Source organism: Harryflintia acetispora, assembly GCA_004340125.1.
GTDB classification, from domain to species: Bacteria; Bacillota; Clostridia; order Oscillospirales; family Ruminococcaceae; genus Harryflintia; species Harryflintia acetispora.
In genome coordinates this window covers 269,292-294,375 of record SLUK01000002.1, presented here as the reverse complement: position 1 = coordinate 294,375, position 25,084 = coordinate 269,292, and the positions used below count along the sequence as shown (strand labels likewise).

23 protein-coding genes are annotated in these 25,084 nt (G+C 60.9%); 21 read left to right on the top strand and 2 right to left on the bottom strand.

Annotated elements, in window-relative coordinates:
* The first annotated feature begins 84 nt into the window (after positions 1-84).
* The 8 genes from EDD78_RS04015 to EDD78_RS03980 are packed head-to-tail and all read left to right on the top strand — an operon-like array spanning position 85 to position 6,608.
* The gene (locus EDD78_RS04015; RefSeq protein WP_132084053.1) at positions 85-1,155 is read left to right on the top strand and encodes an FAD:protein FMN transferase; all 1,071 of its coding nucleotides are present in this window, start codon (positions 85-87) and stop codon (positions 1,153-1,155) included.
* A complete protein-coding gene (locus EDD78_RS04010; RefSeq protein WP_132084052.1) occupies positions 1,152-1,691 on the top strand; it encodes a Gx transporter family protein in 540 nt (179 codons plus the stop codon). The genes EDD78_RS04015 and EDD78_RS04010 overlap by 4 nt, the downstream gene beginning before the upstream one ends.
* Before the next feature lie 22 nt (positions 1,692-1,713).
* A complete protein-coding gene (gene rsxC / locus EDD78_RS04005) occupies positions 1,714-3,039 on the top strand; it encodes an electron transport complex subunit RsxC (RefSeq protein ID WP_079699280.1) in 1,326 nt (441 codons plus the stop codon).
* Positions 3,040-3,042: 3 nt separating this feature from the next.
* A complete protein-coding gene (locus tag EDD78_RS04000) occupies positions 3,043-4,017 on the top strand; it encodes an RnfABCDGE type electron transport complex subunit D (protein WP_132084051.1) in 975 nt (324 codons plus the stop codon).
* Positions 4,014-4,529, top strand: a complete 516-nt coding sequence (locus EDD78_RS03995; RefSeq protein ID WP_079699282.1) for an RnfABCDGE type electron transport complex subunit G — start codon at positions 4,014-4,016, stop codon at positions 4,527-4,529. Before EDD78_RS04000 ends, EDD78_RS03995 begins: the two co-directional genes overlap by 4 nt.
* Positions 4,530-4,536: 7 nt before the next feature.
* Positions 4,537-5,211: an electron transport complex subunit RsxE gene (rsxE, locus tag EDD78_RS03990; RefSeq protein ID WP_079699283.1), complete on the top strand. Its 675-nt coding sequence runs from the start codon at positions 4,537-4,539 to the stop codon at positions 5,209-5,211.
* Entirely contained in the window at positions 5,208-5,798 is a 591-nt protein-coding gene (gene rsxA, locus EDD78_RS03985) for an electron transport complex subunit RsxA (RefSeq protein WP_079699284.1), read from the top strand. Before rsxE ends, rsxA begins: the two co-directional genes overlap by 4 nt.
* Positions 5,799-5,813: 15 nt before the next feature.
* Entirely contained in the window at positions 5,814-6,608 is a 795-nt protein-coding gene (locus EDD78_RS03980; RefSeq protein WP_079699286.1) for an RnfABCDGE type electron transport complex subunit B, read from the top strand.
* Positions 6,609-6,666: 58 nt separating this feature from the next.
* Here the strand turns inward: EDD78_RS03980 and EDD78_RS03975 are convergent, their stop codons facing one another.
* Together EDD78_RS03975 and EDD78_RS03970 are read right to left on the bottom strand one after the other, a co-directional pair.
* Positions 6,667-8,049, bottom strand: coding sequence for an NAD(P)/FAD-dependent oxidoreductase (locus tag EDD78_RS03975; protein ID WP_079699287.1), 1,383 nt, complete (start codon positions 8,047-8,049; stop codon positions 6,667-6,669).
* Between the two features lie 11 nt (positions 8,050-8,060).
* On the bottom strand, positions 8,061-9,245 hold the full coding sequence (locus tag EDD78_RS03970) for a glycosyltransferase (RefSeq protein WP_132084050.1): 1,185 nt from the start codon (positions 9,243-9,245) through the stop codon (positions 8,061-8,063).
* Positions 9,246-9,520: 275 nt separating this feature from the next.
* On the opposite strand from EDD78_RS03970, the gene hprK reads away from it, so the two are divergent.
* The 13 genes from hprK (at position 9,521) to EDD78_RS03900 (ending at position 25,058) form a co-directional block, all read left to right on the top strand.
* Positions 9,521-10,483 (top strand): HPr(Ser) kinase/phosphatase, encoded by a 963-nt coding sequence (hprK, locus tag EDD78_RS03965; RefSeq protein ID WP_079699289.1) that lies wholly within the window; start codon positions 9,521-9,523, stop codon positions 10,481-10,483.
* Positions 10,484-10,515: 32 nt separating this feature from the next.
* Complete coding sequence (locus EDD78_RS03960) at positions 10,516-11,241, top strand: phosphatase (protein WP_242942158.1); 726 nt, start codon at positions 10,516-10,518, stop codon at positions 11,239-11,241.
* Between the two features lie 21 nt (positions 11,242-11,262).
* Positions 11,263-12,213, top strand: a complete 951-nt coding sequence (locus EDD78_RS03955) for an ROK family protein (RefSeq protein ID WP_132084049.1) — start codon at positions 11,263-11,265, stop codon at positions 12,211-12,213.
* A gap of 89 nt (positions 12,214-12,302) precedes the next feature.
* Positions 12,303-13,217, top strand: coding sequence for a UDP-N-acetylmuramate dehydrogenase (gene murB, locus EDD78_RS03950; RefSeq protein ID WP_132084048.1), 915 nt, complete (start codon positions 12,303-12,305; stop codon positions 13,215-13,217).
* A 109-nt stretch (positions 13,218-13,326) separates the two neighbouring features.
* On the top strand, positions 13,327-14,160 hold the full coding sequence (gene whiA, locus EDD78_RS03945; protein ID WP_132084047.1) for a DNA-binding protein WhiA: 834 nt from the start codon (positions 13,327-13,329) through the stop codon (positions 14,158-14,160).
* A 14-nt stretch (positions 14,161-14,174) separates the two neighbouring features.
* Positions 14,175-17,690, top strand: coding sequence for a DNA polymerase III subunit alpha (locus EDD78_RS03940; protein ID WP_132084046.1), 3,516 nt, complete (start codon positions 14,175-14,177; stop codon positions 17,688-17,690).
* 118 nt (positions 17,691-17,808) lie between these two features.
* Positions 17,809-18,786 (top strand): 6-phosphofructokinase, encoded by a 978-nt coding sequence (pfkA, locus tag EDD78_RS03935; RefSeq protein WP_079699295.1) that lies wholly within the window; start codon positions 17,809-17,811, stop codon positions 18,784-18,786.
* Between the two features lie 86 nt (positions 18,787-18,872).
* Positions 18,873-19,457: a hypothetical protein gene (locus EDD78_RS03930; RefSeq protein ID WP_079699297.1), complete on the top strand. Its 585-nt coding sequence runs from the start codon at positions 18,873-18,875 to the stop codon at positions 19,455-19,457.
* Positions 19,458-19,522: 65 nt separating this feature from the next.
* On the top strand, positions 19,523-20,257 hold the full coding sequence (locus tag EDD78_RS03925; protein WP_132084045.1) for an N-acetylmuramoyl-L-alanine amidase: 735 nt from the start codon (positions 19,523-19,525) through the stop codon (positions 20,255-20,257).
* Between the two features lie 22 nt (positions 20,258-20,279).
* Entirely contained in the window at positions 20,280-21,662 is a 1,383-nt protein-coding gene (radA, locus tag EDD78_RS03920) for a DNA repair protein RadA (RefSeq protein ID WP_132084044.1), read from the top strand.
* A gap of 377 nt (positions 21,663-22,039) precedes the next feature.
* On the top strand, positions 22,040-23,116 hold the full coding sequence (locus EDD78_RS03910) for an efflux RND transporter periplasmic adaptor subunit (RefSeq protein ID WP_132084043.1): 1,077 nt from the start codon (positions 22,040-22,042) through the stop codon (positions 23,114-23,116).
* Complete coding sequence (locus EDD78_RS03905; protein WP_132084042.1) at positions 23,109-24,296, top strand: ABC transporter permease; 1,188 nt, start codon at positions 23,109-23,111, stop codon at positions 24,294-24,296. The genes EDD78_RS03910 and EDD78_RS03905 overlap by 8 nt, the downstream gene beginning before the upstream one ends.
* A 6-nt stretch (positions 24,297-24,302) precedes the next feature.
* On the top strand, positions 24,303-25,058 hold the full coding sequence (locus tag EDD78_RS03900; RefSeq protein WP_132084040.1) for a DUF6873 family GME fold protein: 756 nt from the start codon (positions 24,303-24,305) through the stop codon (positions 25,056-25,058).
* Positions 25,059-25,084: the final 26 nt, after the last annotated feature.

Genomic DNA, 25,084 nt, shown 5'->3' with positions numbered 1-25,084 from the left:
CCGCCTTGACACCGGTGGATCAGACCCGTTATAATCGGTATTGGTATTGCCGGCCGATTTTGCTGGAGGAAGGAAGGGGACGCTTTGCCCAGAGGACGCAAAATCATCACGGCGGCAGCCGCTGTGATGGCTGCGGCGCTGGTGATCGGCGCCTCGGTCATCTCCTGGCGGCGCGGCCGTTCCTATCAGACCACCGCCTTTTTGATGGATACCTTTGTGAGTATCAAGTTTTACGGCGATAGGGCCCAAGAGGCGGCGGAAGCCTTGGTCACCCACTTACAGCAGTATGAGGAGAACATCTCCCTCTACCGGGAGCAGAGCCCCATAGCCCGGCTGAACGCCGCGGCGGGGAAGGAACCGGTCGAGATGGACGAGGAGACCTTCGGGCTGCTGCAGCGGGCGAAGGAATACAGCCTCCTTTCACAGCACACCTTTGACATCACCGTTGCGCCGCTCTCTCTGCTCTGGGGGGTGACCTCACAGCATCCGCGGGTGCCGGGGCGGGAAGAGATCGAAAGCGCCCTGCCGCTGATCGATGCGGGCGACCTGGTCCTGGACGGGCAGGCGAAAACGGCCATGCTGCGCCGGGAGGGCCAGGCGGTGGACCTGGGCGGGATCGCGAAGGGCGCCGCCTGCGAGTTGGTCTTTTCGGTGATGGACGAATATGGGATCGAAAACGGCTACGCCTCCCTGGGCGGGAACATGGCGGTGCGCGGGCGTTATCCGGACAGCGGGAAGGACTTCCTCTTCGGGATACGCGACCCGCGGGGGGAGGGCAGCGAGTATATCGCCACCCTGCCGCTGCGGGGATTGACCATGGCCACCACCGGGGACTACGAGCGGTATTTCGAGCGGGACGGCGTGCGCTACCACCATGTACTGGACCCCCGCACCGGGTATCCGGCGCGGGGCGGGTTGATCTCGGTTTCGGTTGTTTCCGAGGATGGGGCGCTGGCGGACTTCCTCTCCACCGCGCTCTTCGTCGCGGGGAAGGAAGAGACGCTGCGTCAGATGGACAGCGAGGACTATTCGGTGATCGCCGTGGACGAGGCGCTTAATGTCTACGTCTCCGAGAGGCTGTACGGGTCTCTCACGCCCAACAGCGGGAAGGACCAGTACCAATTTCACTATATCGGGGAAGGGACGAGGGAATGAAGCGGGATCAAAGCCGGGTGCGCACCGTCGCGCTTATGGGGATGCTTTTCTCGCTGGCGATGACGCTGAGCTTCTTCGAGTCCTTCCTGGCGGGGCTGATGGCCCTGCCGCCCGGGATCAAGCCGGGGCTGTCCAACATCGTGGTGATCTTCGCCATGCTTTCCCTCGGCCGCCGGGAGGCGTTCCTGCTGGCGCTGCTCAAGGCGGGATTCGTCCTGCTGACCAGGGGCGCTGTCGCCTCGCTGCTCAGTCTCAGCGGCGGGCTGCTCTCGGTCGCCGTGATGGCGCTGCTCGCCGGCAGTGCCTGTGTAACCGTCGGCTGCCGGCTTCTGAGCGTGCTGGGCGGCGTTTCCCACAACACAGCGCAGCTCGCCGTGGCGGCGCTGCTGATTGGCAATCACTATCTGCTTTACTATCTGCCGGTGCTTCTCTTGGCCGGTATTCTGACAGGGCTTCTGACCGGAAGTATCTATCTTTCTTTGGAGCCCTATCTCAAGCGTTTGTTCGATCGGCCGCAGCGGCGGCCCATCCGATAAATAACAGGGAGGTTTCAGCGAAGTGGCTTTGTTCCAAAGTAAGCACCTGAGCGGCGTACATGCGCCGCATTACAAGAATACGGCAGAGCTGCCGCCCGTGCGCATGCCGGTTCCGGGGAAGGTCTACATCTCAATGCAGCAGCACATGGGCGCGCCCTGCCAGCCCCTGGTCAAGAAGGGCGACTCGGTAAAGGTCGGCCAGCTGATCGGGGAGAGCACCGCCTTCATGAGCGCGCCGGTCCATTCCAGCGTCTCGGGGCAGGTGGTGGAGCTCGGGGAGATCATCAACGTCAACTCGTCCCGCGCGACCTGCGTGGTGGTCGAGACCGACGGTGAGCAGACGGTACACGAGTCGGTCCGCCCGCCCGAGGTAAACGACACCGCCTCCTTCCTGGAAGCGGTCAAGGCTTCGGGGTTGGTGGGCCTCGGCGGCGCCGGCTTCCCGACCTTCATCAAGCTCAATCCCAAGAACGTCGACGAGGTCGACACCCTGGTGGTCAACGGCGCGGAGTGCGAGCCCTACATCACCACCGACTTCCGCACCATGATGGACGACACCGACAATCTTTTTACGGGGATCGCCCTGATCAAGAAATACCTCACCATCCAGAACGTCTACATCGGGGTGGAGAAGAACAAGCCCCAGGCGATCGAGCTGCTGCAAAAGCGCTGCGAAACGCTGGAAGGGTACCATGTGGTGGCCTTGGACGACAAGTACCCCAAGGGGGCCGAGAAGGTCATCGCCTATGAGACCTGCGGGCGGGTCATCCCGGAAGGGAAGCTGCCCAGCGACGTGGGGATCATCGTCTCGAACGTCACGTCGGTCGCCTTCATCGCCAAGTACATAAAGACCGGCATGCCCCTGATTGAAAAGAACCTGACGGTGGACGGCTCGGCCGTGGCCGAGCCCAAGAACGTCACCGCCCTGATCGGCACGACCTATGAGGATGTGATCGGCTTCTGCGGCGGCTACAAGAGCGAGCCGAAGCTTTTGATCATGGGCGGGCCGATGATGGGGCTGAGCGTCTACAGCGACCAATACCCGGTGGTCAAGAACAACAACGCCGTGCTCGCGTTCGACAGCGTGGACGCTGAAAACCTCAAGGAGACCGCCTGCATCCGCTGCGGGAGGTGTATCCGCGCCTGCCCGTATCACCTCATGCCCGCCAGCTTCGAGGCGGCTTATAAGGCGCACGACCTGGAAACACTGAAAAAGCTCAAGGTCAACCTCTGCATGGAGTGCGGCTGCTGCTCCTATATTTGCCCGGCGCGCAGGCCGCTGGTGATGGTCAACCGGCTGAGCAAAAAGCTGCTGCTCGCCGAACAGAAAAAGACGGGAGGGAAGTAAGGAATGGCTGAAAAACTGATTGTCAAATCGTCCCCTCATATCAAGTCCCCCGTGAACACGCAGCGGATCATGCTCGACGTGATCATCGCCATGGTCCCGGCGCTGCTCTGCTCCGTCTTCATCTTCGGCTTTCGCGCGTTGCTGCTGACGGTGGTCTGCGTCTTCTCCTGCGTGGTCTTCGAGTATGCCTCCCGGGCGCTGATGAAGCGGGAGAATACCATTTCCGATCTCAGCGCGGTGGTGACCGGCATGCTGCTGGCCTTCAACCTCCCGGTGACCTTTCCCTTCTGGATCGCGGTGATCGGCTCCTTCTTCGCCATCGTGATCGTCAAGCAGCTTTTCGGCGGGATAGGGCAGAACTTCGTCAACCCCGCCATCGCGGCGCGCGTCTTTCTGCTGATCTCGTTCGCCACGCCGATGACCGATTGGGTCATCCCCAAGCTCACCAACGATGGGATCGCGCTGGTTTCGGGCGCAACCCCGCTGCCCCTGCTCGCCCAGGGGAAAATGCTCATGATGCCGCCCTACCATTACATGCTCTTCGGCCTGCGGGGCGGATGCCTGGGCGAGACCGCCATTCTGGCGCTGCTGCTCGGCGGCCTCTACCTGATCGTGCGCGGGGTCATCACCCCCACCATCCCGGTGGTCTACCTGGGCACGGTGGCCGTGCTCTCCCTCCTCTTCGGGGTGGACCCCATCTTCCATCTGCTCTCGGGCGGCGTGGTGCTCGGCGCCTTCTTCATGGCGACCGACTATACCACCTCCCCGGCGACCGAGCGGGGGAAGGTCATCTTCGCCTTGGGCTGCGGGCTGATCACCATGCTCATCCGGGTGTTCGGCAGTTATCCTGAGGGCGCGTCCTTCTCCATTCTCTTCATGAACATCCTGGTCCCGCACATCAACAACCTCACCCGCCTCACCCCCTTCGCCGCGGTGAAGGCGCAAAAGAAAAACAAAGCAAAGGAGGGGCAGGCATGAAGCTCGTGAAGGATTTTGTTCTGCCCACCGCGGTGCTGACCATCATCTGTCTGGTGGTCTCCGCCGCCCTGAGCGTGACCTATGGGATCACCAATCCCATCATTGAGGAAAACAGCCGCCGCCAGGCGCAGGAGGCCCTGATGGAGGTCCTGCCCGAGGCCGACTCCTTTACGGAGACCACCGACGCGCTGCCCGAAGGGGTCTTAAAGCTCTATACCGCCCAGAACGGGGTGGGGAAGGTGGTCCAGACCTCGGTGAGCGGCTACGGCGGCGCGGTGGTCGTGATGACCGGTGTCAAGACCGATGGCACCGTTTCCGGGGTCAAGGTGCTCCAGAACAGCGAGACCCAGGGGCTCGGAAGCCGGGTCATGGGCTCGGAGTACACCGCCCAGTTCTTTGGGGTCAGCGACCCCGAGCAGGTGGAGTCCATCTCCGGCTCGACCGTTTCTTCCAATGCGCTGAAGAATTCCATCCGTCTCGCCATCGAGACCAGCCAGTCGGGAAAGGAGTGAGGGAAGAATGGCAACGATGAAAAACTTTACTAAGGGAATCATCAAGGAGAACCCCGTTCTGGTCCTGCTGCTCGGCACCTGCCCGACGCTGGCGGTCACCACCATGGCGCAAAACGGGATCGGCATGGGCGTCGCCGCGACGCTGGTGCTGCTTGGCTCCAACGTGGTGATCTCCCTGCTCAAAAAGGTGATCCCCGACAAGGTGCGCATCCCCTGCTATATCGTCATTGTCGCGGGTTTCGTGACCATTGTGCAGTTCCTGGTCAAGGCCTACGCGCCGGCCATCGACAGCGCGCTGGGAATCTTCCTGCCGCTGATCGTGGTCAACTGCATCATCCTCGGGCGCGCCGAGATGTTCGCCAGCAAAAACGGCGTGCTCGATTCCGCGCTGGATGCGCTGGGCATGGGACTGGGCTTCACCATCGCGCTGTTGATGATCGGTTCGATCCGCGAAATCCTGGGCGCGGGCACCTGGTTCGGGCTGCAGGTCCTGCCCGAGTCGGTCAGCCCGATCGCGATGTTCTCCCTGCCGCCGGGAGGCTTTTTGACCTTCGGCTTTGTGGTGGCCCTTGCCAACTGGATTTCCAAGGGTAAAATCCTTAGGCGCAAGGCGGCCGGATGCGCCGGGTGTCCCTCGGCATCCGCCTGCCAGAAGGCTTCGGAAGGGGGCTGTGCACAATGAACGAACTGATTATTATCCTGTTCAGCTCAATCCTGGTCAACAACGTTGTCCTGGTGCAGTTCCTCGGCATCTGCCCCTTCCTGGGCGTCTCCAAGAAGCTGGATTCCGCGGTCGGCATGAGCCTGGCGGTCACCTTCGTGCTCTGCCTGGCCACCGCGGTCACCTGGCCGATCTACACCTATCTGCTGGAGCCCAACGGCCTTGCCTACATGCAGACGGTCGCGTTTATCCTGGTCATCGCCGCGCTGGTCCAGCTCGTCGAAATCATCCTCAAGCGCTATATCCCCGCGCTGCATAAGTCGCTGGGCGTCTACCTGCCGCTGATCACCACCAACTGCGCGGTGCTCGGCGTCACCATCCTGAACATCGACAACGGCTATTCCTTTGCCCAGTCGATGGTGCACGCCTTCGGGATCGGCGTCGGCTTCCTGCTCGCGATGGTGCTCTTCTCCGGGGTGCGCCAGCGGGTCGAGAGCGCCAATCTGCCCCACTTCTTCAAGGGGATGCCTTCCGTGTTGATCGCGGCCTCGCTGGTGTCGCTTTCGTTCATGGGATTTTCCGGCGTCGTCGAAGGAATATTCGGTTAAGGAGGATTCACACGAATGGAAGTTTATATCTTACCGGTCGCGATCGTCGCGGGGCTCGGGTTGCTGCTCGGGCTGGTGCTCTCCTTTGCCTCCAAGTTCTTTGCCGTGCAGCAGGATGAGACGGTCGCCAACCTGCGCGAAGCGCTCCCGGGCGTCAATTGCGGTTCCTGCGGCTTTGCGGGATGCGAGGAGTATGCCGCCAAGATGGCCTCTGGGGAGGCGGCGACCAACCTGTGCACCCCCGGCGGCGCCGAGGTGGCCAAGAAGTGCAGCGAAATTCTCGGCGTCGGCTTCACCGACGTCGAGCAGCAGGTCGCCCAGGTGCACTGCTGCGGCACGCTGGAAACCTCCCAGTACGTCATGGAGTACATGGGGCTCAAGACCTGCGCGGCCTGCAACTCCTTCTATCAGGGGCGGCGCAGCTGCTCGCACGGCTGCCTTGGCTTCGGCGACTGCACCAGGGTCTGCCAGTATGACGCCATCCACGTCGAAAACGGGGTGGCGGTGGTCGACCCTGAGAAGTGCACCGGCTGCGGCATGTGCGCGAGAGAATGCCCGGACCATCTGATCCAGATCGTCCCGGCGCGCGCCAAGGTCTACGTCGCCTGCACCAGCACCGACAAGGGCGCCTATACCCGCAAGGTCTGCAAAAACGGCTGTATCGGCTGCATGAAGTGCCAGAAAACTTGTGAGTATGAGGCCATCAAGGTCGAGGACAATCTCGCGCGGATCGACCCGCAGAAATGTACCGGCTGCGGCGCATGCATAGAGGTCTGCCCGGTCGGCGTCATCCGCCGTCAGGGAGAATAAGGGATACATAGGAAAAGCCCCCGGAAGCAACGCTTCCGGGGGCTTTTTAGACGGGTTCTTATCGTTTGCCGATCTTGTCCGCGACATACAGGCCGTTGGCCGCCGCCTGGGAGAGGGAACGGGTGAAGCCCGCGCCATCGCCCACCGCATAGATTTCCTTGCAGCCCTGCAGCTCGAAGTCCTCCGACTGGGGACGGGCGGAGTAGTACTTACATTCGATCCCGTAGAGCAGGGTATCGTAGTTCGAGGTGCCGGGGGAGACAGAATCCAGCGCATGCAGGGTCTCGATGATGTTGTCCAGCTGGCGCTTGGGCATGCACAGGCTCAAATCCCCCGGGACGGCGCTGAGCGTCGGGACAGTGGTGGACTGCCGCAGGCGGCTCTCGTCGGTTCTGCGGCCGTTTTCGAGGTCTCCCAGGCGCTGTACCAGCACGCTGCCGCCGCTGATGAGGTTGGCCAGGCTCGCCACATGCCGCGCATATTCGATCGGCCGCTCGAAGGGCTGGGTGAAGCGGATGGTGGAGAGCAGGGCGAAGTTGGAGTTGTGGGTCTTGCGGCTCTCCTCGCGGTAGCTGTGCCCGTTGACGGTGAGCACCCCGCCGGTGTTCTCAGTGACCACGCTGCCCCGGTCGTTGAAGCAGAACATCCGGGTGGTGTCGCCGTACTGCTTGGAGCGGTACCAGATTTTCGGCTCGTATATCTTTTTGGAGAAATCCTCCCAGATCACGCTGGGCAGCTCGACGCGCACCCCCACGTCCACCTGGTTGTTGGTGAGGCTGATCCCGTTCTTTTCACACCAGTCGGAGAAAAAGCGGCTGCCCACCCGTCCGACGGCGAAGATGATGTGCTGCGCCTTGACGGCGCCCTCGCCGTCCCGGCCGGCGTAGCGGATGGTGTGGCTCTCCCGCTCCACGTCGGTCACAGCGGTGTTGGTGGCGATCTCACAGCGCTCGCCGAGCGCCACGATCAGCCGGCGCATCGTCTCAAAGTTCGAGTCGGTGCCCAGGTGCTTGAGCTGCGCCTGGCTCATGTGCAGGTCGTTTTGGATACAGAGCTTTTTGAGCTCGTTGTTGGGCTGGAAGCGCTCGGTGGTGGCCCCGAAGGAGACCAGGATCCGATCCGCCTGTTCGATGTAGTCGAGCACCGTGTCATCCGGCAAAAACTCGGTCAGCCAGCCGCCGTACTCGGTGGAGATGACGTATTTCCCGTCCGAGAAGGCGCCGGCTCCCGCCAGCCCCTCCATGATGGCGCAGGAAGGGCACTTCACGCAGCTGGATACCTTCTTGGTCACGATGGGGCAGGTGCGTTTCTCGATCGGGTTGCCCTTTTCCAGCAGGCAGACGCTCAGGGAAGGATTCGCTTCGCAGAGGCGCCAGGCGGCCATCAGCCCGCCGATTCCGCCCCCGATGATTGCCACGTCATAGCTTTGTTTTTTCAGCATGATATAGACTCCTATTTCGTTTCTTGATCGTCCCGGCTCAAGATCCGGGTATAGATGGTGCACAGGTAGTTGGCCAAGTTCTGAGCGCCCGAATTTTTGACCGACTGGCGCACCGAGGCCTTGAGCAGCTGCAACTCCTCCTCGCTCATGGCGCGCACCCGCCGCAGCTCGGCGGCCATCTCCTTGGCGTCGTGGAAGACAAAGCCGTTGAGCCCCTCCTTGACCTGGTCCTGGTTGAGCTCGTCGTACCGCTGGAGCACCGGGAGGCCGGCGGCCATCCCCTCGAGCATCGAAATCGAGTTGGTGTCCGAGAGGGAGGCGGTGACGTACACATCGCCCGAGGCGATATAGGGCGGCAGGTCGGTGTGCTCCACCTTGCCGGTGAAGGTCACCATCCCGGCGATCCCGAGTTCCTGCGCCTGGTTTTCCAGCTCCCCGCGCACCGGGCCGTCCCCGATCACCACAAGATGGAGATGGTCATCCGGACGGATCTCTTTCGCCCAAAAGTCGAGCAGCACATCCACGCTCTTTTCCCGTCCGAGCCGGCCGACAAAGATGGCGATGGTGTCGTCCATTGGGATATGATAGCGCTCACGAAAGGCGCGCTTGTCCTCCTCGGTGATCTGCTCGGGGGAGAAGATGTCCAGCTCCACCGGATTCGGGATGACGTTGACCAGCTTGTCGAGCCCCGTCTCCTTGACATAGGCCTGACATTTGGCCGAGGGGCCTGTCACCTCGTTGGCGGTCTTGGCAAAAATTTTGAAGTATTTGTGGGAGATCCGGCGGGTGATCCCGACCAGCGGCCGGGGCGCGACGTAGTAGATATACTCGTCGTACATGGTGTGCAGGGTGTAAACCAGGGGCACATGCAGGATCTTGGCGATGCCGATCCCGGAAAGCCCGATTCCAAATTCGTTGTGGATGTGGATGATATCGGGATCGAAGTCCTCCACAAAGTGCAGCCGGGTGCGGCTGACGGCCGGAGCCAGGTCGAACCCGTAAAAGCGCTTGCTCGCCTTGTGGGCGGGGCAGTAGAGCACGTTGTCCTTGATATAATGCTTCCTGGTTTTGGAGTTGGCGGTCACCACCAGCACGGTATGGCCCATTGCCTCCAGCCCCTCTTTGAGCGCTTTGACGTGGGTGACGACCCCGTTGACGTGCGGCAGATAGGTTTCGGTGAATAAAGCGACTCGCATTTCGTTCCTCCCTCCGGCGCTGAGGGCGCCAATTTCTGCCCATACACCAAAAATGATGAGCATTCAAAACTCATCACCATAGGTTTGTTCAGCTTTCGATGTTTCCTTACTTATTATACCATGGTTTTTTCATTTTTCAATTGAATAAGCCGGTGTTCTACGGTATAATTATATAGATAGTTTGCCCCCGCTTTCATGGGCATAGGGGGCTGGGACATCATAGGAAAGAGGCCCGTTTGCCGGGCGGTGGTTCCCGGCAGGGAATGGAGGTACAAATGAGCATTACCTATTCGGTCTCTCTGGAAAAGCTGATGAAGGAATTCGGCCTTCAGGTATTCTATATTCCATGCGAGCCCAAGGACATTGCGATCACCTCGGCCGACGTCAACCGGCCGGGACTACAGCTGAGCGGCTTCTTCGACTTCTTCGACCGCAGCCGGATCCAGATCATCGGCAAAAGCGAGATCGCCTATCTCGAGCAGATCGGCAAGGAACGGCTGCGGGAGAGCTGCGACAAGTTTTTCTCCTACAAGCCTCCGGTGGTGATCGTTTCGCGCGCGCTCGACGCGTTTCCTGAAATGATTGAGGCGGCGAAGAAGTACGAGGTGCCGCTGCTCGGGGTCAACGAGGGGACCTCCGCCTTTATGTCGGGGCTGATTTCGATCCTCAACGTCGAGCTGGCACCCCGGCAAACCTGCCACGGGGTGCTCGTCGAGGTCTATGGCGAGGGGATCCTGCTGCTCGGCGAGAGCGGGGTCGGCAAGAGCGAGACCGCCATCGAGCTGGTCAAGCGCGGGCACCGGCTGATCGCCGACGACGCGGTGGAGATCCGCCGGGTCTCCAACCGCACCCTGGTGGGCACCTCGCCGGAAAACATCCGGCACTTTGTCGAGCTGCGCGGCGTCGGGATCATCAATGCGCGGCGCATCTTCGGTATGGGTGCGGTCAAGATGACCGAAAAGATCGATATGATCATCCAGCTCGAGCCCTGGGACAAGAAGAAGGTCTACGACAGGATGGGCATGGAGAGCGAATACACCGAAATCCTGGGCATCTCGGTCACCTCCACCACCATTCCCGTCAAGCCGGGGCGCAACCTGGCCATCATCATCGAGGTGGCGGCGATGAACAACCGCCAGAAGAAGATGGGCTACAACGCGGCGCAGGAGCTGCTGGAAAAGGTCGGGATGGCCGACCCGGAGGACAGCACCGACGTCAGCATGTGGGACGCCTTTTAAGTGGGACAATCTATAGAAAGCGGGATACGATTTTGATTCATACCATTGCGGATACGCATACCCATACCGTGGTTTCAGGGCATGCCTACAGCACCCTGACGGAAAACCTCAAGGCGGCGAGCGAGCGGGGGCTGCGTTTTTTGGGCAGCACCGAGCACACCGGCCTTATGCCACACGCGGCGCACGAATATTATTTCACCAACATGGGCGTCGTACCGGACGAGCTGTTTGGCGTTCACCTGCTGCGCGGCTGCGAGGTGAATATCATTGGGAACGATGGAGAGCTCGATGTCAGCGATAAAATCCTCTCCAAGCTGGAGTGGGTGATCGCCTCCATGCATATCCCGGTCTACCAGCCGAGCGATTTTGACGGGCACACCAGCGCCTGGATGGGGGTGCTCAAGAACCCGCAGGTCGACGTGCTGGGCCATCCCGGCGACGGGCGGTACGTCTTCGACTATGAGACGGTTATCAAGGCCTGCGGGGAGTACGGCAAGATTGTGGAAATCAACTCCCACTCCTTCGGTAACCGGCCGGGGAGCACGGAAAACTGTAGGACCATCGCGCTGCTTTGCAAAAAATACGGCATCCCGGTGGTGGTCAACTCGGACGCGCACTTCTGGGCCTCGATCGGGGAGCACACCAATGCGCTGCGCATGCTCGAAGAGATCGACTTCCCCGAGGAGCTGATCGTCAACGCCGATTACCGGCGGTTCGCCGACCTGATCACCGAAAAGACCGGCCGCATCTTTGAATAAGCAAAAAGGGAGAACGACCACATGAAAACATATCTGGGCGTGGACCTGGGCGGGACCAACATAGCGGTCGGTGTGGTGACTGAAGACTATGAGATCATCGGGCGGGGAAAGCTGCCGACCAAGGCGCCCCGCGACCCCGGGGCGATTATGGACGACATCCGGCGCGCCTGCGCTCTGGCGCTGGACGACGCGGGGCTGACGTTTTCCGACGTAGAATGGGTCGGCGTCGGCTGCCCGGGGATCATCAATAGGCAGAAGGATGCCATCATCCTCTCGAACAACCTCGACTTCCACAACACCCCGGTGCTGCGGCTGCTCAAGAAGCGCTTCCCGGAGAAGGTATTCCTCGAGGGGGACCTCAACTGTGCGGCCTTCGGGGAGGTCCTCTGCGGCGGGGCGAAGGGCTACCGCGACGTGGTGTTGGTCACCATCGGGACCGGGATCGGCGGCTCGATCATCCTGGACGGCAAGATCCGCGGGATGGAGCATGTTGGGATCGAGCCGGGGCACATCGGGATGGCCTACGACGGGCTGCCCTGCGGCTGCGGACGCCGTGGATGCATCGAAATGTACTGCTCCGCCACCGCCCTGATCCGCCAGACGAGAGAGCAGATGGAGCGCTACCCGGAGTCGGTGATGTGGCGGCTCTGCGGCGGCGACCCCGCCAAGGCAACCGGACGCACCTCCTTCGATGGGATGCGCGCCGGGGACCCGGCCGCAGCCGAGGTGGTGCGGCAGTATTGCGACTACCTGGGCTATGCCGTCACCACCTACATCAGCATGCTTCAGCCCGAGCTGGTGCTCATCGGCGGCGGGCTCTGCAAGGAGGGGGACACCCTGCTCGAGCCGGTGCGCAAATACTGCCGTACCCATTCGCTGATCGGCGATAAGGCCAAGGAGGCCGATATCAAGGCGGCCACCCTCGGCAACGACGCGGGGATCATCGGCGCCGCATTTTTGGGCACCCTATAAGCATATACTGCTAAAAAACGGCTTTTGGCCCGGCCGGGCCAAAAGCCGTATATGCCGGGCGTTGGACCCGGCCTGATATGGAGGTAATCATGCCGAGCCAATACGCCGATATTATCGCGCTCTGCGAGCGGGAAGGCTGCGCCTTCCGGGAAAACGAGCCCATGTTAAACCACACCAGCTTCAAAATCGGAGGGCCCGCGGACCTGTTTTTGATCCCTAGCTCCCTGGCGCAGCTCGAACGGCTGCTTCCCGCCATCAGGCAGGAGGGCTGTCCGCTGTCCATCATCGGGCGGGGGAGCAACCTGCTGGTTTCTGATAACGGGGTGCGCGGTGTGGTGCTGGCGCTGACCGGCAGCTTGGGTGAGATGGAGCAAACAGAGGACGGCGTCATCCTCTGCCAGGCAGGTGCGAGCCTCGACAGGCTGTGCCGCTTCGCTCTCGAAAAGAGGCTGACCGGCCTGGAGTTCGCCTTCGGCATCCCCGGGAGCGTGGGCGGGGCGGTCTATATGAATGCCGGGGCCTATGGCGGGGAGATCAAGGATGTCATCCGCTCGGCGAGCCACATTGATAAAGATGGAAAGCTATCTGCCTTTACAGCAGATGAGCTTGATTTATCCTACCGCCACAGCCGGTATACTGGTGAGGATGCCTGTATCGTCAGCGCGGCCTTTGCCCTCATGCCCGGCGATCCTGAAGCGATCGGGGCGCGCATGGAGGAGCTCAAGGCGCGCCGGCGGCAAAAGCAGCCGCTGGAGTACCCGAGCGCGGGAAGCACCTTTAAGCGCCCGCAGGGGAGCTATGCCTCCGCGCTGATCGACCAATGCGGCCTCAAGGGCTACCGGGTCGGCGGGGCGATGGTCAGCGAAAAGCACGCGGGGTTTCTGATCAACTACGACCACGCCAGCTGCGCCGAAATGCTGGCCCTGATTGAAGACGTCAAGCGGATCGTAAAGGAAAGAACCGGCTACTCCCTCGAATGCGAGGTCAAAATGCTGGGAATTTAAAGCCAAAGGAAGGAATGGGGGAGCCTTGTCTTTTTCGTCCTCGCTGAAAAAAGAAATTTGTCAAAACCGTCCTTTTATCTACCCAAAGAAACGGGCGGTCTGTTTTGGAATGCTGCTCTTCGGACGTAATTTTGAAGAGGGGACCATCTGCCTGCATACCGAAAACCGGCAGGTGGCAAAGCTGTATTCCAGCCTGATCTACCAGCTGGTGGAGATCCGCACCTCTATTACCGTCACCGAGCAGATCACCCGGGACGAGCGCAAGCTTTTCATCGTCACGGTGGATTCGCTCGAAGACCGCAGGGCGGTGCAGCAGTATTTTGCCCCGCTCTACCAGAAGTTTTTGGAGTGCGACCCCGGGCAGGAACGGGACCTCGAGTTTCTGCATGGGGTGCTCTGCGGGGCGTTTTTGAGCTGCGCAAACATCTCCGACCCGCAAAAGAGCTATCATCTTGAGTTCGTCGCCCACCATGCGCTGGCAGACCAATCACTGGGCGTGCTGCTGCAAAAGCTCTCCATCCGCTATAACCACACCACCCGCAAGGGAGCGCGGCTGCTCTACGTCAAGTCCAGCGAGGCGATCGAGGACGTCCTCACCATGCTGGGTGCGGGGAACACCGCACTGGAAGTGATGAATGTCAAAATCTATAAGGACATGCGCAACAAGGTCAACCGGATCACCAACTGCGAAACGGCCAACATCGACAAGACGGTGACGGCTGCCGCGGCCCAGATCGGGAAAATCCGGCTGATCGAGCGGCAGGTCGGGATCGAATCCCTCCCGCCGGGGCTGCGGGAGGTGGCGCGGCTGCGGCTGCAAAACCCGGACATGCCCCTCTCCGAGCTGGCGCAGGCGCTCCATCCGCCGCTCTCCCGCTCGGGGGTCAACTACCGGCTGCGGCAGCTGTGCGCCATGGCGGACGAGCTGCAAAACAAGAGATAGAAAGGAAGGCGCCCATGAAGGATTTCGTCCATCTGCATCTACATACCGAATACAGCCTGCTCGACGGCGCCTGCCGAATCGAGAGGCTGATCGACCGGGTGGCCGGCCTCGGCCAGAAGGCGGTCGCCATCACCGACCACGGCGTGATGTACGGCGTGATCGATTTTTATAGGGCCGCCAAGAAACGGGGGATCAAGCCGATCATCGGGTGCGAGGTCTACGTTGCGCCCCGCACCCGGCATGATAAGGTACATAAGCTCGATAGTTCCCCCTATCATTTGGTCCTGCTGTGCGAGAACAACACCGGGTACCAAAACTTGATCGAGATCGTCTCCCGCGGCTTTACCGAGGGCTTTTATTCCAAGCCCCGGGTGGACCGCGAGCTGCTGAGCGCCCACCATGAGGGGCTGATCTGCCTGTCGGCCTGTCTGGCCGGGGAGATTCCCCGCCGGCTGACCGAGGGGGATTACCAGGCGGCGCTGGAGGCCGGGACCTTTTACCGGGATACCTTCGGGAAGGACAACTACTTCATCGAAATCCAGGACCATGGCATCCGGGAGCAGAAGATGATCCTCCCGCAGCTGGGCCGCCTCGCAAAGGAGCTCGGCGTGGGTCTCGTCGCGACCAACGACTGCCACTATATCGAAAAAGAGGATGCGCGCATGCAGAAGATCCTCATCTGCATCCAGACCAACCACACGGTGGATGAGGACAACGAGATGGCCTTCGAGACCGAGGAATTCTACGTCAAGAGCGGGGAGGAGATGGACGAGCTCTTTTCCTCCTTCGGAGGGGCGCTGGAGAACACCGTCAGGATCGCCGAGCGCTGCGAGGTGGAGTTCGAGTTCGGCAAGCATAAGCTGCCTTACTTCAAGGCTCCGGAGGGGGAGACCAACCGGGAGTATTTCCGGCGGCTCTGCTTCGAGGGGCTGCACCGGCACTACGGCGAGCAGCCCGACCCGGCGGTGCAGGAGCGGCTGGAATACGAGCTTTCGGTGATCGAGGGGATGGGGTACATCGACTATTACCTCATCGTCTTCGACTTCATCAACTTTGCGCGGCAGAATGGGATACCGGTGGGTCCGGGCCGCGGCTCGGGCGCCGGGAGCCTGGCGGCCTATTGTATCGGCATCACCGGGATCGACCCGATCCAGTACAACCTCCTCTTCGAGCGCTTTCTCAATCCCGAGCGGGTGAGCATGCCCGACTTTGACATCGACTTTTGCTACGAGCGGCGGCAGGAGGTCATCGACTATGTGGTGCGCCGCTATTCGAGCGACAACGTCGCCCAGATCATCACCTTCGGAACCATGGCCGCCAAGGCGGCGGTGCGGGACGTCGGCCGGGTGCTGGGGATGAGCTACCAGGCGGTGGACGAGGTGGCCAAGGCCATCCCGGGGGAGCTCAACATCACGCTGGATAAAGCCCTGCGCAGCTCTTCCACCCTGCGGGGGATGTACGAGCAGGACAGCGCGGTGCACGAGCTGATCGACGTGGCGCGCAAGATCGAAGGGATGCCCCGCCATGCCTCGACCCACGCGGCCGGGGTGGTCATCACCCGCGACCCGGTGATGAGCTATGTGCCGCTGGCCAAGAACGACGAGGCGGTGGTCACCCAGTTCACCATGACCACCCTCGAGGAGCTCGGGCTGCTCAAGATGGATTTCCTCGGGCTGCGCAACCTCACGGTCATCAGCAAGGCGCAGGAGATGATCCGCCGGCACACCCCGGATTTCGACATGGAAAAGATCGACTTGCAGGACAAGGGCGTCTTTGAAATGCTCTCCACCGGGGATGCGGTGGGGGTATTCCAGTTTGAATCGGCGGGCATGCGCCAGGTGATGGCGCAGCTCAAGCCCACCGCCATCGAGGATTTGATCGCGGTCATTTCCCTCTACCGTCCGGGGCCGATGGAATCGATCCCGCGCTACATCGAAAACCGCCATCATCCGGAAAAGGTCACCTACGACACCCCGCTGCTCGAGCCCATCCTCAATGTAACCTATGGATGCATCGTCTACCAGGAGCAGGTCATGCAGATCTGCCGGGCGCTCGCGGGCTATTCCTACGGGCGCGCCGATCTGGTGCGCCGGGCGATGAGCAAAAAGAAGCACGATGTAATGGTCAAGGAGCGCCAGGCCTTCGTCTACGGCGCCAAGCGGGAGGACGGCAGCGTCGAATGTGTGGGCGCCATCGGCAACGGGGTGGACGAAAGGATCGCCAACAAAATTTTCGATGAGATGGTCTCCTTCGCCTCCTACGCCTTCAACAAGTCCCACGCGGCCGCCTACGCCATGGTCGCCTATCAGACGGCCTACCTCAAATACCACTATCCGAAGGAGTATTTCGCGGCGCTGCTGACGAGCATCCTCGACAACACCGACAAGGTGGTGGAGTACATCCACCAAATCCAGAAGATGGGGATACGCCTGCTGCCCCCCCACGTCAACGAGAGTATGGAGGGCTTCACCGCGACCGACGAGGGGATCCGCTTCGGGCTGCTGGCGATCAAGAACGTCGGCAGGGGGCTGATCGGCGCCATGCTGCAAAGCCGGGAGAAAAACGGGCCTTTTAAGGATTTCATCGATTTTTGCGAGCGGATGTTCGGGCGGGAGCTCAACCGGCGCACGCTGGAAAACCTCATCAAGAGCGGGGCGCTGGACCATCTCGGCTACAACCGCAACGAGATGCTCTCCGCACTGGAAAACGTGCTGGCCAACATCGAGCTGACCCAGAAGAACAACATCTCCGGGCAGCTCAACATGTTCGAGGACCTGGGGATGGAGACCACCTCCCGCTACCAGCTTCCAAAACGGGAGGAGTTCGATCCGTCGGTGCTGCTCAATATGGAGAAGGAGACCACCGGCCTCTTCATTTCGGGGCACCCCCTCTCGAAGTATGAGGACCTCGCGCGCGCCGCCGGGGCGGTGCAGATCAGGGACATCATCCAGTCGGACGAGCACACGGTGCCGCCCGAGCTGCTGCAAGGGGCCGTGACCATCCTGTGCGTCATCTCGTCGCGCAAGCTCAAGACCACCAAGAACAGCCAGACCATGGCCTTTGTGGGGATCGAGGACATGACAGGGCGGATCGAGATGATCGTCTTTCCCAAGGCGTTTGCCCAGTGTATGCCGCTGCTGCGGGAGGGGGCGATCGTCGCGGTGCGCGGGAAGGTTTCGCTGCGCGAGGACGAGGACAGCAAGCTGATGTGCGACGAGGTGCTGCTGCCCGACCAGCTGAAGCCCGCCGCACCGGCCAAACGGCCCGCTCCGCCCCGCGAGGAAGGGAAAATGCCCGCTTCCGAAAAGGGCGGGCTCTACCTGCGCGTACCCTCCAAGCTGGACAGCCGCTTCGAGGAGGTCTGCAAGGTCCTCTCACAAAGCGGCGGGAGCTGTCCGGTTTACATCTATTTTAACGACGTTAAAAAACTTACCCTGGTGCCCAAGGGGATGTACGTCAGCTGCACCCCGGCGCTCCAGCAGCGGATCGCCGGGATTATCGGGGAAGAGAACACGAAATTTGTGAATTAACGAATTTCGTTAATAAATCGGCAAAGTAACGGTTGATTTAACCGGTGACTTTGTTATATAATGGGTGGTAGCGAATTTTAGCCTATTTTCAAATGAGTTCAATACATAGGAGGTACTTATGGAAAAGACAGGTGCTAAGAAAATTGGCGTTCTCACCAGCGGCGGCGATGCGCCGGGTATGAACGCGGGAATCCGCGCGGTTGTGCGCTGCGCGATTGCCAAGGGGATGGAAGTCGTAGGCGTTCACCACGGCTACAACGGCCTGATCAACGGCGACATCGAGCAGATGGACGTGCGCAGCGTGTCCGAGATCCTCCACCGCGGCGGCACAATGCTCTACACCGCCAGATGCCTCGAGTTCAAGGAGCAGGCCGGCATCCTGAAGGGCAAGGAAACCTGCGAGAAGATGGGGATCGACGGCCTGGTCGTCATCGGCGGCGACGGTTCCTTCCGCGGCGCGCGCGACCTGTCCCTGGCGGGGATCCCGACGGTGGGCATCCCGGGCACCATCGACAACGATATTTCCTGCTCGGACTTCAGCATCGGCTTTGACACCGCGCTGAACACCGCGGTCGAGGCGGTGGACCGTCTGAGAGATACCTCTCAATCCCACGACCGCTGCTCGGTGGTCGAGATCATGGGCCACGGCGCCGGCCACCTCACCCTGGATACCGGTATCGCCTGCGGCGCCTGCGCGATCTGGGTCAACGAGGTCGACTTCGACGTGGACCGCGACATCATCCAGAAGATCAAATCCACCGCCTCCAACGGCAAGCACCATTTCATCGTTGCGGTGGGCGAGGGGATCACCGACGTGCACGCGCTGGCCAAGGAGATCGAGACGAAAACCGGCGTTGAGACCCGCGCGACCGTGCTTGGGCATATTCAGCGCGGCGGCACCCCGACGGCCCGCGACCGCGTGCTCGCCACCAAGCTGGGCGTTCATGCCGTGGAGCTGCTGGAGAAGGGGATCGGCAACCGCGTCGTCGTCATCAAGGGCAACACTGTCGTGGACTACGACATTCTGGAGGCCCTGCAGATGAAGAAGGGGATCGACAAGAAGCTCTTTGAGGATGCCAAGCTCATCAACATCTAAGCGATTTAACACCTTTTTGATAGGCGGCTGGCTTCAGCCGCCTATCGTTTATCCCGGGACCGTTTATTAAGGAGGAAATCTAGTCCATGAAAAAGCAGAAGTACACCGTCCCCAGGGTAGCGCTGTCCACCATCGGCTCGGTCCTCATCGCCATGATCTTTTGCGGGATCGTCACCTTTTCGATCGGCATGATCTTCAAGAGCACGCTCTGGAAGATCGTCATGCAGCTGCTTAATCTCTTGATCTTCGTACCCATCGTCTATTCTCCCAGCTGGTACTGCGGGGACCGGGACAGCAACTCGGCCGCCTTTGGGCACGGGCAGATCGATCCGCTCAAGGGCCTCAAAATCGGCCTTTTCGCCATGATCCCCTTTGCGCTCATGCCGGTGGTGCTGGTGCTTATCAAGCTCGCCATCCTGCCGGGAGACGTCGGAGTGCTCGCCGGGTCGATCTTCAGGATCCTCAACATCCATATGCTCTTTACCATCAACGCGCTGTTGGAGCCCGGCATTGCGCCCGAGCAGATGTCGTGGCTGTCGATCGTCGCCATCTGGCTGCTGCCGCTGGTGATTCCGGCCGTGACCTCCTTTGCCTATCACCTGGGGATCAAGCACATTTCGATCAGCGACAAGATCATCTTTGTCAAAAAGGACCAGAAGAAGAAACACTGAAAGTCATATCCAAAACCCCCGGCCGCATAACATAAAGGGAGATTCGTTATGTTGGGAGGGTGTTTATGCGCCGGTTTCGGTTTCGTGCCGTGTTTCTGCTGCTGGCCTGCTATGTTGCGGTGATCTCCTTTGCCATCTCCCGTATGGGGGATTCCCTGATGGTGGGCGGGGCGCTCGAGGCGGATCCGCTGGTCATCATCGACGCCGGGCACGGCGGCTTTGACGGGGGAGCGGAAGGGCTTGGCGGCATTGTGGAAAAGGACGTCAACCTTCCCATCGCGCTCAAGCTGCGCGACCTGCTGCGGGCGGAGGGCTTTCGGGTGATCATGACGCGGGAGAGCGACGTGTCCACCTGCGATGAGGGCCTCGGCAGCATTTCGGAGAAGAAGACCAGCGACATCATGAACCGGTACGAAATCCTCAAAGAGAATCCGGACGCCATTTATATTGGGATCCATCAGAACAAATTTCCTGAAAGCTCCTCCTTCGGCGCGCAGATGTTCTACGGCCCACAGTCCGAGCAGAGCGAAATCCTGGCGGGGATTTTGCAGCAGAACTTTCGCGAACTGCTCCAGCCGGAAAACAAGCGGGAGCCCAAGAAGGCGGAGAACAACATTTTCCTGCTCTACCACGCCCCCATCCCGGCGGTGCTCATCGAGTGCGGGTTCGTCTCGAACCCCGGGGATGCGGCGAAGCTGGTCGACGAGAGCTATCAAAACAAGCTGGCCTATGTAATTTCCGGCTCCCTGCTGCAATACATTGAGCAGGGGTATTACCCCCAGGTGGAGCCCGAGCTTTAAACCCAGATAAGGACGTGAAAACATGGCGAAGCCCAAGACGGTATATGTGTGCAGCCAGTGCGGCAACGAGACCGCCAAATGGTATGGAAAATGTCCCGACTGTGGGGCGTGGAACAGCATGGAGGAGACCGTGCGCCAGCCCGAGATCGAGGTCGCGAAAAAGCACAGCCAGGTACACACCGACTACTCCGGCGCCATCGAGGTGGTCACCATCCAGGACATCGTGGCGGACGAGGAGTCCCGCCATAAGACCTCGATTAAGGAGTTGGACCGGGTGATGGGCGGCGGGATCGTGCGCGGCTCGGTCACCCTGCTCAGTGGCGATCCGGGGATCGGGAAATCGACCCTGCTGCTGCAGATGTGCCAGCCGCTGTGCCAGTCGCTGCGGGTGCTGTATGTATCGGGCGAGGAGAGCGCCAAGCAGATCAAGCTGCGCGCCCGCCGCCTGGGCGTCGATTCGCCCAACCTGCTTGTGGCGGCGGTCACCCAGGTGGGGGCGATCCTGGGAATTATCGAAAAGCACAACCCCGACGTGGTAATGATCGACTCGATCCAGACCATCTACCTGCCCACGCTCAATTCCTCGGCCGGCACCGTGACCCAGATCCGGGAGTGCACCCAGCTGCTGATGACCTGTGCCAAGAGCCGGGAATTCCCGCTCTTTCTGGTGGGGCACGTCAATAAGGACGGGGCGATCGCCGGGCCGAAGGTGATGGAGCATATGGTGGATACCGTGCTCTATTTCGAGGGGGAGCGGCATCTGGCGTTTCGCATCCTGCGCGCGGTGAAGAACCGCTTCGGCTCGACCAACGAGATCGGGGTCTTCAAGATGGGGACCATGGGGCTTGAGGAGGTGGGGAACCCCTCGTTCGAGATGATTTCCGGCCGTCCGCAGGATGTTTCGGGAAGCTGTATCGCCTGCGTGATGGAGGGCTCCCGCCCCATCCTGGCCGAGGTGCAGGCGCTGGTCTGCAAAAGCGGCTTCGGCACGCCGCGGCGGATGTCCACCGGCTTCGACTTTGGGCGCAGCGCGCTGATCATCGCGGTGCTGGAGAAGCGCTGCGGCTACTTTTTCGGCAACCTCGACGCTTACATCAATGTGGTGGGCGGCCTGCGGCTGGACGAGCCCGCCGCCGACCTGCCGGTGGCGATGGCGCTGATCTCCAATCTGATCGACAAACCGATCCCCTACGACTTTGCCGCCTTCGGCGAGATCGGCCTGACCGGCGAGCTGCGTTCGGTTTCCCATGTCGACCTGCGGGTGAACGAGGCCTACCGGCTGGGCTTTCGGCGCTTCGTCATCCCACGCACCGCCATGGGCCAGCTCGGCGAGCTGCCCTCAGACATCCGGCTGATCCCCGCTTCGAATCTGCGCAGCGCCTTTTCCAGCGTCTTTGAGGGGTAGGGGCGAAAAGAAGCTGCATTCCTTTTCCTGAACGCTCACCGGCTCGGAAATACCCTCCAGGGCGCAGTAGCCCTCCCGCTGGTGCCGGCAGTGCTTGCTGCATGGGACAAGGTTCATATTTGGCCATTCCTTTCCAACCTGCATTCGTGCGTCATTTCTATAGTGTGTTTTCTTATGACGCGGTTATGCACAACAATTTGTTTTCCTCTGGAACATAAATACCTTCTGTTTTGACACAATAATCAGAGAGTTTCTCGCGGATTAACGGGTCAATGCAGGAGGTTTTCGTTTGAAAGGTTACTTTCAAACACAGAGTTTTGTGGCAATTTCGCGCGGCGTAACCGGCACAAAACGTCCAGAAAGGAATGGTTTTTTAAATGCGACTGAAGGTACTTACATTGACGGGTGCCCTATTGCTGCTGTTTGCGACGGCGTTCCTGCCCGGCGCCGTCCTGTCAGGCGTCAAACAGGCCGACTATCTGCGCGCCGGGATACAGGTCTGGGCGCAGGAAACCAGCTGCACCGGCGTGGTGGAGCAGCCGGTTAGGAAGCAGGTCTTTTTGAGCACGCCGGTGATTGCGGACAGCGTACTGGTTTCGGTCGGGGACCAGGTGGAGGAAGGGGAGGTACTCGCCACCATCGACACCGGGATGACCAAGGACGTCCTCTCCCAGTCGGTGATGGTCAAGAAGGAAGCCTCCACCCAGCAGGAGACGCCCGACCTCGGCGAAGTGGAGAAGGTGGCCTCCCTCTACGGGATTTCCGTCTCCCAGCTCATCCCGCTGCTGGGCGGCGGGGAGGCCTCCCAGGCGATCGAAGCGGTCTATGAAGCGCCTCAAACGGTGGCGGTGCCGCAGATGCTCCTCTCGCCCATGAACGGTACGGTGACCGATGTCGCCATGCAGAGCGATGTGCTTACCCAGGCGACGGGACCGGTCTTCACCATCGCGGACAGCTCCCGCTTTACCGTGCGCGCGCAGGTCAGCGAAAACCAGATCGGGGGGATCGAACCGGGGGACGAGGCACTGATCAGCGGGCCCGCCTTCGGCGGGCAGGAATACCATGGGGTGGTGGAATCGGTCGCTCCCACCGCCAAGCGTACTCAAACCGCACTCAGCGAGCAGGCCACGGTGGACGTCGTCATCTCGGTGCTCGATCCGGACGAGCGGCTCAAAAGCGGCTGCTCCGCCACTGCCGAGATCATCTCCCAGCACGCCCAGGAACTGCTCACCCTGCCCTATGAGGCGATCAACCAAGATGAGGAGAACCATGAATATGTGCTGGTGTATCAGGGGGGACGGGCCGAAAAGCGGGTGGTAACCACCGGACAGGAGCTCAGCGACAGTGTGCAGATCACCGCCGGGCTGGGGGAGCAGGAGGTTGTCCTCCTGCCGCAGGAGCCCCTTTCGGAGGGCCGCGCCGTGCGGCTGAGGGAGGAAGTAGTGCGTGATTGATTACATCAGGTGTAGCCTTCGCTCCCTCGGGCGCAAGAAGCTGCGCACCCTGCTCACCATCGTTTCCATTGCCATCGGCGTTGCCTCGGTGGTGCTCATCTCCTCGATCGGCAACATCGGCCGGCAGACCATCAACCAAGAGCTGAGCAGCTTAGGGCTGGATGGCATCACCATCGGCAAGGCGCGCAAGGACGCCGTCTCCCCCCTGCGCGGGGAGGAGCTTGCGGCCATCCGCGACTCCAAGGGGGTCCTCAAGGCGACCGGCCTCAACTTTTCCTATACCGATCTTTATATGCGCTCCCTGGTGGCGCAGGGGGTGGTCTTCGGGATCGATGAGGACACCGACAGCTTTATCTCTCTCGAACCGCTCTATGGGCGCACCATCGGGCGGTGGGACCTGCGCGCGGCGGCGCGGGTCTGCGTGGTGGATCAGAACGTCGCCACCGCCTTCTATAAGCGGGAAAATATCGTGGGCAAGACGATCTGCCTGTCTCTGGGCGGGGTCAAGGAGAATTTCACCGTCGTCGGGGTGGTGCGCTCGGGCGGGAACATCCTGCAGGGGCTGATGAGCAGCTACATCCCTTCCTTCGTCTACATTCCGGGCAGCACCATGCAGCAGATCACCGGGCAGACGGATTACGACCAGGTCGCCGTCAAGCTTGAACCGGGCCGTTCGGCACAGCAGACGGGGGAACAGATCATCCGCTCCCTCGAGGCGCGCAGTCATATCAAAAACGGCTACCGGGCTCAAAATATCGCGCAGCAGAAGGATACCCTCAATAACCTTTTGGAAATTGTCACCCTGGTCCTTTCCCTGATCGCGGGGGTATCGCTGGTGGTGGCGGGGTTGGGGATCATGACGGTAATGCTCGTCTCGGTCAACGAGCGCACCCACGAAATCGGGATCAAAAAGGCCATCGGCGCCCGGCGGCCGATCATCCTGCTGGAATTCTTAGTCGAGGCATTTACCATTACCCTGCTCGGGAGTATAATAGGAGCGGCCCTCGGAATCGGGATGGTGACGGCAGGCTGCGCCCTGCTGCAGGTGGAGACCACCATCAGCCTGCCGCTCGTGTTCTGCTGCATTCTCTTTTCCGTCCTGGTGGGGGTGATTTTCGGCGTCTATCCGGCCTCGATCGCGGCGAAGCTGCGCCCGGTGGACGCACTGAGGAGTATATGAGCCCTTATGACGACAGAGTTTCCGGCACGGCCGCACCTGCCCGGAGGGCGGGTCACCCTCGCGGCCGTGTCGGGGGAATACCCGCAGGTAATCCGGGCGCTGCACACCCTTGGAATCGAGACGGTCGCTCTTGGACGCAGCCCGCGGCTGCCCGGTCCGGTGGCATATCATGCCGACATGCGGCTCTTCCATCTGGGCGGGGACGAAATCATCGCCGAGCGGGGAGACGGGCCTCTTTGCGACCGGCTGAGGGAGCATGGCTTCCGGGTCTATCCGTCTTCCCGGGAACCCGGCGGCAGCTACCCGCACGATGTCCCGCTCAACTGCCTGATGCTCGGCGGCCGCCTGTTTGGGCGGCTTGACGCTGCGGAACCAAGAATCCTCGATTTTTGCCGGCGGGAAGGCCGAAAACTTATTGATGTGCGGCAGGGATACGCCAAGTGCTCGGTCGCGCCGCTCACCGCCTCGGCCGCCATAACGGCGGACCGGGGTCTTTGGCGCGCGCTGCAAGGGGAGGGGATCGAAACGCTGCTCCTGTCTCCCGGCGGGGTTCAGCTCGCAGGCTATGATTGCGGTTTCATCGGCGGATGCTGCTTCCTGGCTGAGCCGGACCTGCTCTGTTTTTTCGGAGACCTCGGCCGCCATCCCGAGGGGAAGGAAATCCGGAATTTTTGTAAAATATATGGCATTTCCGTTCGCTCGCTCTTTTCAGGGCCATTGTTGGATGTTGGTTCGGTAATTCCACTAAAATGCGAATCGTGATTGTGAAAATTTGTTGTATTTTGTCG